This window comes from Pseudomonas fuscovaginae SE-1 (genome assembly GCF_000364705.1).
GTDB classification, from domain to species: Bacteria; Pseudomonadota; Gammaproteobacteria; order Pseudomonadales; family Pseudomonadaceae; genus Aquipseudomonas; species Aquipseudomonas fuscovaginae_A.
Window position 1 is genome coordinate 21,313 of sequence record NZ_AQOH01000042.1, and the last position, 8,833, is coordinate 30,145.

Here is an 8,833-nt window from a genome sequence, read left to right on the forward strand (position 1 = left end):
GACTCCTTAGGTTGCCGGTGCGGCGACGCGTGAATTTTTGCGCTGCCGACGAACCATCTCGCCAGCCAGGGCCAGGTAGGCCACGGCGCCACGGGATTGCTTGTCGTACGCCAGCGCCGGCATGCCGTAGCTCGGGGCTTCGGCCAGACGGACGTTGCGGGGAATCACGGTGTCGTACAGCTGGTCACCGAAATGTTCCTTGAGCTGTGCGGAAACGTCGTTCATCAAACTCAGACGGGGGTCGTACATGGTCCGCAGCAGACCTTCGATTTTCAGCTCGGGGTTGAGCAGCTCGCCAATGCGCTTGATGTTATCCACAAGGTCGCTCAGACCTTCGAGCGCGTAGTACTCGCACTGCATGGGGATAACTACGCCATCGGCGGCAACCAGGGCATTGAGGGTCAGCATCGACAGCGACGGCGGGCAGTCGATCAGGATGAAGTCGTAGTTCTCGCGGATCGGCGCCAGGGCGCTGCGCAGACGGCTTTCCTTCATCTGCATTTCCAGCAGCACCACTTCGGCCGCGGTCAGGTCGCGGTTGGCCGGCAGCAGTTGATAACCACCGTGCTCGGAGAAGTGCATGGCCTGCGCCAGATCGCATTCACCGATCAGCACATCGTAGATGGAGTTTTCCAGGCCGTGTTTATCCACACCGCTCCCCATGGTGGCGTTGCCCTGTGGATCGAGGTCGATCAACAGCACCCGGCGCTTGGTCGCGACCAGGGATGCTGCGAGGTTGATGCAGGTGGTGGTCTTGCCCACGCCACCCTTCTGGTTCGCTATCGCGAATACCTTAGCCATTCTTGCTTGTGTTCCCAATCATGCCGTGCGGCGCAGTATCAGCAGATGACGTTGGCCTTGGCAACCGGGTACGGCCAAGGCGTGTTCGCTATCGAGGTGGAAGTCTGACGGCAATGCTACCAGCTCATCCGCGGGATGGACGCCCTTCATTGCCAGCCAGCGTGTGTCGCGGTCACCCAGGTGACGGGTCCAGTTGGTGAAGTTTTCCATGCTGCTGAACGCCCGGGAAATGATACCGGTGAACGGTTGTGCAGGTTGGAAGGCTTCGACGCGACTGTGGATAACTTGCAGGTTATCCAGTTTGAGTTCGAGTTTGACCTGGGTCAGGAAACGGGTCTTCTTGCCGTTGCTGTCCAGGCAGGTCACCTGCGAGCCGGGAAACAGGATCGCCAGGGGAATGCCCGGCATGCCGCCACCGCTGCCGACATCGAGCCAGCGCCCATCCTCGATGAAGGACATCACGCTCAGGCTGTCGAGCAGGTGCCGCGAGACCATTTCGTCCGGGTCGCGCACGGCGGTCAGGTTGTAGGCCTTGTTCCACTTGATCAACAGGGACAGGTAACCCAGCAGCTGTTCGTGCTGGGTCGCGGTCAGCTCGACGCCAAGCTGGCGAGCCCCTGTGGATAATTCTTCGGCATGTTGCGTGGTGACCAACGAACTCAAGCGCTTTGCTCCAACTGACGGCCGGCGCCGCGTTTTTTCAGGTGAATCATCAACAGGGAAATCGCCGCCGGCGTCACCCCGGGAATACGTGAAGCCTGGCCCAGGGTCTCGGGACGGGTCGCGCCGAGCTTGCTCTGGATTTCCTTCGACAGGCCGGAAATGGTCGAGTAATCGATATCCACAGGCAGGCGGGTGTCTTCGCTGGCCCGCAGGCGAGCGATCTCGTCCTGCTGGCGATCGATGTAGCCGGCGTACTTGGTCTTGATCTCGATCTGTTCGGCGACCTGTGGATCTTCCGCGCCCTGCCCGGTCACTTCGACCAGACCAGCGTAGTCGATTTCCGGACGGCTCAGCAGGTTCAGCAGGTTGTATTCATGAGCCAGCGGCGTACCGAATTTCTCGGCAATGGCGTTGCCCTGCTCGGTACCCGGACGAACCCAGGTGCTCTTCAGGCGTTGTTCTTCCAGCTCGATGCCTTCGCGTTTCTTGCAGAACGCCGCCCAGCGCACATCATCCACCAGGCCGAGCTCGCGACCTTTCTCGGTCAGGCGCAGGTCGGCGTTGTCTTCACGCAGGATCAGGCGGTACTCGGCACGCGAGGTGAACATCCGGTACGGCTCCTGGGTACCGAGGGTGATCAGGTCGTCGACCAGTACCCCGATGTACGCCTCGTCGCGACGCGGGCACCAGCTGTCCTTGCCCTTGGCGCGCAGTGCGGCGTTGGCCCCGGCGAGCAGACCCTGGGCACCGGCTTCTTCGTAACCGGTGGTGCCGTTGATCTGGCCGGCGAAGAACAGGCCGCCGATCACCTTGGTTTCCAGGCTGTACTTGAGGTCACGCGGATCGAAGTAGTCGTATTCGATGGCGTAGCCCGGGCGGACGATGTGGGCGTTTTCCATGCCGCGGATCGACTGGACGATCTGCAACTGCACGTCGAACGGCAGGGATGTGGATATCCCGTTCGGGTACAGCTCGTTGGTGGTCAGGCCTTCCGGCTCGATGAACACCTGGTGGCTCGCCTTGTCGGCGAAACGATGGATCTTGTCCTCGATCGACGGGCAATAGCGTGGGCCGATGCCCTCGATTTCTCCGGCAGCGGAATACATCGGCGAACGGTCGAGGTTCGCCGCGATGATTTCGTGGGTGCGGGCATTGGTGTGGGTAATCCAGCAACTGACTTGCCGTGGATGCTGTTCCTTGTTGCCCATGAACGACATGACCGGGATCGGCGTATCGCCCGGTTGTTCGGTCATTACCGAGAAATCCACAGACCGCGCGTCGATACGCGGCGGCGTACCGGTTTTCAGACGGCCGACACGCAGCGGCAGTTCACGCAGGCGATGAGCCAGGGCAATCGACGGCGGATCACCGGCGCGGCCACCGGAATAGTTTTGCAAACCGATGTGGATAAGTCCGCCGAGGAACGTGCCGGTGGTCAATACCACGGAATCAGCGAAGAAACGCAGGCCCATCTGGGTCACGACACCCCGTACCTGGTCCTGCTCGACTATAAGGTCATCGGCAGCCTGCTGAAATATCCACAGGTTCGGTTGGTTCTCCAGGATTTCACGGATAGCGGCCTTGTACAGCACACGATCGGCCTGTGCACGAGTAGCACGTACAGCAGGGCCTTTACGGCTGTTGAGGACACGGAACTGGATGCCGCCCTTATCCGTGGCGATCGCCATCGCGCCGCCGAGGGCATCGATTTCCTTGACCAGGTGGCTTTTACCGATGCCACCAATGGCCGGGTTGCAGCTCATGGCACCGAGGGTTTCCACGTTATGCGTCAGCAACAGGGTTTTCGCCCCCATGCGTGCTGATGCTAGTGCTGCCTCGGTACCGGCATGACCGCCGCCGATGACGATCACTTCAAAACGGGAAGGGAAATCCACCACGCACCTCGTGCCTGCTTCCAGGTAGGTAAATAGGAAAAATTGGGACTGAATGGCCAAGTATAGGGAATTCGCCCTTCCTAAAGAACCCTTTGCACAAAATTTAACCAGTTGTGGATAAGCATGAGCAATAGAAATCAAAAAGAAGGAAATGTATTAAAACCTTGTTTTTATGTTTATTCTTAGGGCCCCCCCTATCTGTGGATAAGGTTCTGTAGGCCATGTTTATCAAGATGTACAGAGATTCATAACTCTGTGATCATGTGCTCTTGAGGGGTTTGGATAACCGGTGTAAGCCTGTGGATTAAAGTGATCGTTATCCACAGACGGGTTAATCCTCAGTTTTCAGGCCCGGTTATCAACTGAGCTGAGGGGCGGTTATTCACAGGGCTTAATCCACACAAAATCGCCCGGGAGGCGACGATCGGACAGGGGAAAACCTCCCGTGGCCGGGATCGATCGATGGAAAGGTGGTGTGTCAGCGCAAGAAATGGCTGATAACGGGGTCAGGCAGGGATAGCGCGCAGGGGGCGGTGCGAGTACCCGTCACCGGGTGCAGGAAGGAAAGCGAAGCCGGGTGGAACCTACCGTCCCGGCTCGTCGCGAGGCAGAAGCCTATCTCGAATGGTGGATAACCATGGTGTGTCAGGCTGTCATTTCCCGATACAAAAACTCGAGAAAATTCTCCCCAACAGGTCGTCGGAGCTGAATGCACCGGTGATTTCGCCCAGGAACTGCTGGGCCTGGCGCAAATCCTCGGCCAACAGTTCGCCCGCTCCCGCCAGGGTCAGTTGGGCATGACCGTGTTCCAGCGCCGAACTGGCGAAACGCAAGGCTTCCAGGTGTCGGCGCCGGGCGCTGAAGCTGCTCTCGGCAGTCTGTTCATAACCCATGCAGGCCTTGAGATGGTCACGCAGCAGTTCCAGGCCCTCGCCTGCCGCCTTGGCGCTGAGGCTGATCGTGACGTGGCCATCCTCGCTGACTTCCAGGCCTATCGGCTCGCCACTCAGGTCAGCCTTGTTGCGGATCAGGGTGACCTTGGTCGGATCCGGCCGCTGTTCGAGAAACTCTGGCCACAGGGCGAAAGGATCCACCGCTTCGGGAGCCGTGGCATCAACCACCAGCAATACTCGGTCTGCTTCACCAATGGCCTTGAGTGCACGTTCCACCCCGATCTTTTCCACATGGTCGTCGGTATCGCGCAAGCCAGCGGTGTCGACCACGTGCAGCGGCATGCCATCGATGTGGATATGTTCACGGAGGATATCCCGAGTGGTCCCGGCTATCTCGGTGACGATCGCGGCTTCGCGCCCGGCCAGGGCATTGAGCAGGCTCGACTTGCCGGCATTCGGCCGGCCGGCGATGACCACGGTCATGCCGTCACGCAGCAACGCGCCCTGCCCGGCTTCGCGAATCACTGTGGACAACTCGTCGCGGACCGCCTCGAGCATCGCCAGGACGTGGCCATCGGCGAGAAAGTCGATTTCCTCCTCGGGGAAGTCGATGGCCGCCTCGACGTAGATCCGCAGGCTGATCAACTGCTCGGTGAGGTTATGCACACGCTGGGAAAACGCCCCCTGCAGGGAACGCAGGGCATTGCGCGCGGCCTGGGCGGAGCTGGCCTCGATCAGGTCGGCGATCGCCTCGGCCTGGGCCAGGTCGAGCTTGTCGTTGAGGAACGCGCGTTCGCTGAATTCTCCTGGTCGCGCCAGTCGACAACCCAGTTGCAAGCAACGCTGCAACAGCATGTCGAGCACGATCGGTCCGCCGTGGCCTTGCAGTTCCAGGACATCTTCACCGGTGAACGAATTCGGTCCCGGGAAATACAGCGCCAGACCCTCATCCAACACCTCGCCGGCCTCACCGTGAAACGGACCGTAGTGAGCAAACCGCGGCTTCAGCTCGCGACCGCTGATGGCCAGCGCGGCGGTCTGCGCCAGAGGCCCGGAAATACGGACGATACCGACACCGCCACGACCCTGTGCGGTGGCAACGGCGGCGATGGTTTCCCGAGGGACGTTCATGGAGGCGGGCCTCAAGCAAAAAGTGACAGATAGCAAAACGCCCCACTAGGGGGCGTCTTGAGTGGTTATCCACAGCGTATGTCAGGCAGCGGCTTTTTTGGTAGCGGCTTCGATACGGCTGGTGATGTACCACTGCTGGGCGATCGACAGGCAGTTGTTCACCACCCAGTACAGCACCAGACCAGCAGGGAACCACAGGAAGAAGAAGGTGAAGATGATCGGCATCAGCTTCATCACCTTGGCCTGCATCGGATCCGGCGGAGTCGGGTTCAGACGCTGCTGGATGAACATGGTGGCGCCCATGATGATCGGCAGGATGAAGAACGGATCCTTGATCGACAGGTCGGTAATCCACAGGATGAACGGAGCCTGGCGCATTTCGACGCTTTCCAGCAGCACCCAGTACAGCGAAAGGAAAACCGGCATCTGCACCAGGATCGGCAGGCAGCCTCCCAGCGGATTGATCTTCTCCTTCTTGTACAGCTCCATCATGGCCTGCGACATCTTCTGCCGATCGTCGCCGTGTTGTTCCTTCAGCGCAGCCAGTTTCGGGGCGACTGCACGCATGCGCGCCATCGACTTGTAGCTGGCAGCCGACAGCGGGAAGAACAGGCCCTTGATCAGCATTGTCAGGACGATGATCGAGAAGCCCCAGTTGCCCAGCAGGCTGTGGATATGTTGCAGCAGCCAGAAGATCGGCTGGGCGATGAACCACAGAATGCCGTAATCGACGGTCAGTTCCAGGCCTGGGGACAACTGCTTGAGTACGGCCTGGCTCTTCGGACCGGCATACAGGATCGCACTGGTTTCGGCTTTCTGGCCTGGCGCGATGTTCAGCGAAGGACCGGTGTAGCCGATGATGTAGTTGCCCTGGCTGTCCTTGCGAGTAGTCACGACATTGCTGTCGCCCTTGGCCGGCACCCAAGCGGTGACGAAGTAGTGTTGCAACCAGGCAACCCAGCCACCCTGCACGGTTTCTTTCAGCGGGCCCTTGTCGATGTCCTTCATCGACACTTTCTTGTACGGCTCGGAACTTGTCCACAGGGCAGCGCCCAGGTAGGTCGCGGTACCGGTGGCAGTACTCGAAGAAGGGTCGGCGCTGGCATCGCGTTTCAGCTGGGCGAACATCGCACCCGACCAGGGCTGGGTGCTTTCGTTGTCGATCAGGTAGGAAACGGTCACGTCATACAGGCCGCGCTTGAGGGTGAAGCGCTTGATGTAGTTGACGCCGTTGGCGCTGAATTTCAGGTCGACGACCAGTTGGTCCTGACCGTCGGCCAGTTGATAACTCTTCTTTTCGGAAGAGTACAGGGGACGACCGGCTGCATTGGAATCCGGTCCGTTGGTGCCGATCAGGCCACTTTGGGCCAGGTAGACACGCTCGCCGCCATTGTCGAACAACTGGAATGGTACGTCCGGATGATCCTGGCGACGTGGATACAGCGGCAACTTCAGTTGCGCGACGTCACCACCTTTCGGATCGATGGCCAGTTCCAGCACATCCGTCTTGATCTGGATGAGGTCCTTGCTGGCGGCCAGTGGCGCTTCAGCAGGAGTGCTGGTGTCATTGGCTGCTCGTGGAATGTCATCATTGGCGGCGGCATGGCTGCCGGTTGCGCTATCCGGCAGACCGGAAACGGTGGTGCTGGCAACATTCTGAGTCGGCAGGGCAGCCTGGCCGTAGTCCTGGTTCCATTTCAGAACCATGACGTAGGACACGATTGCCAGGGCGACGATCAGGATCGTGCGTTTGATATCCATGATTACTCGGCCATCGAAGAAGAACGGGAGGTGGGGATAGGTGGAACCGGGTCATAACCACCGGCATTCCACGGATGACAGCGACCTAAACGACGAAAGGTCAGCCAGCCACCGCGCAGGAGTCCATGAGTTTCGATGGCTTCGTACGCGTAGCAGGAACAACTGGGGTAGAAACGACAGTGACTGGCCATCAGGGGACTAATGGCGTAGCGGTAAAACCGGATCGGAACGAGTGCCAGTTTACGCATCTGGACTGTCTACCCCTGCAGAACCGGTCTTGACTGCGGCAGTTGGTGCATTACGAACCAAGCGTTTCCACAGCTTACCGAAATGCTGAATCAATTCGGGGTTTTCTACGTCCCCCAAACCTTTGCGCGCGACGATAACTATATCCCAGCCTGCCAGTAAATCCTGGTGCAGACGGAACGATTCGCGCATCAGACGTTTGAGGCGATTGCGCTCAACGGAGAGCTTGACGCTCTTTTTACCGATAACCAGCCCCAGGCGGGGATGATCGAGGTCGTTGTTGCGCGCAAGGAGCAGGAGGTTTTTCCCCGGAACCTTGCCGGTAGGGGAGTCAAAGACCGCCTTGAAATGTCGTGGAGTAAGCAGACGCTTTTCCCGACTGAAGTCCTGACTCACCACCAAAGCCGGAATATCAAACCGACAGACGGGCACGACCTTTGGCGCGGCGGCGCGACAGGACTGCACGACCGTTCTTGGTTGCCATGCGAGCACGGAAACCGTGGGTGCGGGCGCGTTTGATAGTGCTGGGTTGGAAAGTACGTTTCATGGCGTTGCTACCTGGTTCGTCACAACGGGCCGGAATGGCCCCCGTTTTAAGAGACCGGCGATTCTAGAGAAAGCAAGCCCTCAGGTCAATTTCCAACCAGCTTTTCCTTCCTATAGGTATTTCCCGTCCTCGGCCTTGATCAACACGAGCTCCAGACATAGAAATAAAGAAGCGAATTATTTAAAGCTTTTCTGTAGAACTTATAAAAGCTTAGCTGGCGGTTATCTGTGGATAACTGTCGTTAGGCCAGAAAACACCTGCTGTACAGGGAATGACAACACGGTGGGGAAACGGTGCCTTGCCTGTGCTGCGCCAGCGAATAAGGTGTGTGTGGAAAAGCCAGTTATCCACAGACGGAATACCCACAGACTTTCGGTCATACTTGTACAACGACCTCAGGGGCGGTTATCCACAGAGCTTATTCACATACCGCTGGTCGCCTTGTTCACAGGCAAGAGAGTGATTCGCCGTGCTCCCCCTGCAATCCACATGTGGATAAGTGCTCGGCCTGCCGGTACAATGGCCGCTTGTTTTTGCCTTACCGGCTTTCAACTTAGGGGATATCCGTGTCAGTGGAACTTTGGCAGCAGTGCGTGGAGCTTCTGCGTGATGAGCTGCCTGCCCAGCAATTCAACACCTGGATCCGTCCACTACAGGTCGAAGCCGAAGGCGACGAGTTGCGTGTCTATGCACCGAACCGTTTTGTGCTCGACTGGGTGAATGAAAAGTACCTGGGACGTTTGCTCGAACTGCTGAACGAGCATGGCAATGGCATGGCGCCCGCCCTTTCCTTATTAATAGGCAGCAAGCGCAGTTCGGCACCACGTGCCGCACCGAACGCACCCCTGGCAGCCGCGCAGGCCCAGGCGGCCAGTGCGGCTGCCGCTGCGGCGGGC

9 protein-coding genes are annotated in these 8,833 nt (G+C 58.9%); 1 reads left to right on the forward strand and 8 read right to left on the reverse strand.

Annotated features, from left to right (window positions below; genetic code table 11):
• Positions 1 to 6: 6 nt before the first annotated feature.
• The 8 genes from K675_RS0105065 to rpmH all read right to left on the reverse strand — a co-directional run bounded on the left by K675_RS0105065 (position 7) and on the right by rpmH (position 7,937).
• Positions 7 to 801: a ParA family protein gene (locus K675_RS0105065; RefSeq protein ID WP_017902425.1), complete on the reverse strand. Its 795-nt coding sequence runs from the start codon at positions 799 to 801 to the stop codon at positions 7 to 9.
• Positions 802 to 819: 18 nt separating this feature from the next.
• The gene (rsmG, locus tag K675_RS0105070; protein WP_017902426.1) at positions 820 to 1,464 is read right to left on the reverse strand and encodes a 16S rRNA (guanine(527)-N(7))-methyltransferase RsmG; all 645 of its coding nucleotides are present in this window, start codon (positions 1,462 to 1,464) and stop codon (positions 820 to 822) included.
• Positions 1,461 to 3,359 (reverse strand): tRNA uridine-5-carboxymethylaminomethyl(34) synthesis enzyme MnmG, encoded by a 1,899-nt coding sequence (gene mnmG, locus K675_RS0105075; protein ID WP_026144943.1) that lies wholly within the window; start codon positions 3,357 to 3,359, stop codon positions 1,461 to 1,463. The genes rsmG and mnmG overlap by 4 nt, the downstream gene beginning before the upstream one ends.
• A gap of 653 nt (positions 3,360 to 4,012) precedes the next feature.
• On the reverse strand, positions 4,013 to 5,383 hold the full coding sequence (gene mnmE, locus K675_RS0105080; RefSeq protein ID WP_017902428.1) for a tRNA uridine-5-carboxymethylaminomethyl(34) synthesis GTPase MnmE: 1,371 nt from the start codon (positions 5,381 to 5,383) through the stop codon (positions 4,013 to 4,015).
• An 81-nt stretch (positions 5,384 to 5,464) separates the two neighbouring features.
• Complete coding sequence (gene yidC / locus K675_RS0105085) at positions 5,465 to 7,144, reverse strand: membrane protein insertase YidC (protein WP_017902429.1); 1,680 nt, start codon at positions 7,142 to 7,144, stop codon at positions 5,465 to 5,467.
• A 2-nt stretch (positions 7,145 to 7,146) separates the two neighbouring features.
• On the reverse strand, positions 7,147 to 7,392 hold the full coding sequence (gene yidD / locus K675_RS32060; protein WP_080635310.1) for a membrane protein insertion efficiency factor YidD: 246 nt from the start codon (positions 7,390 to 7,392) through the stop codon (positions 7,147 to 7,149).
• Positions 7,385 to 7,786, reverse strand: coding sequence for a ribonuclease P protein component (gene rnpA / locus K675_RS0105090; protein ID WP_026144944.1), 402 nt, complete (start codon positions 7,784 to 7,786; stop codon positions 7,385 to 7,387). The genes yidD and rnpA overlap by 8 nt, the downstream gene beginning before the upstream one ends.
• A 16-nt stretch (positions 7,787 to 7,802) precedes the next feature.
• On the reverse strand, positions 7,803 to 7,937 hold the full coding sequence (gene rpmH / locus K675_RS32065; protein WP_080635311.1) for a 50S ribosomal protein L34: 135 nt from the start codon (positions 7,935 to 7,937) through the stop codon (positions 7,803 to 7,805).
• Between the two features lie 566 nt (positions 7,938 to 8,503).
• Between rpmH and K675_RS30395 the strand changes: the two genes are divergently transcribed.
• A partial coding sequence (locus K675_RS30395; RefSeq protein ID WP_332308396.1) for a DnaA N-terminal domain-containing protein occupies positions 8,504 to 8,833 on the forward strand: 330 nt, incomplete at its 3' end.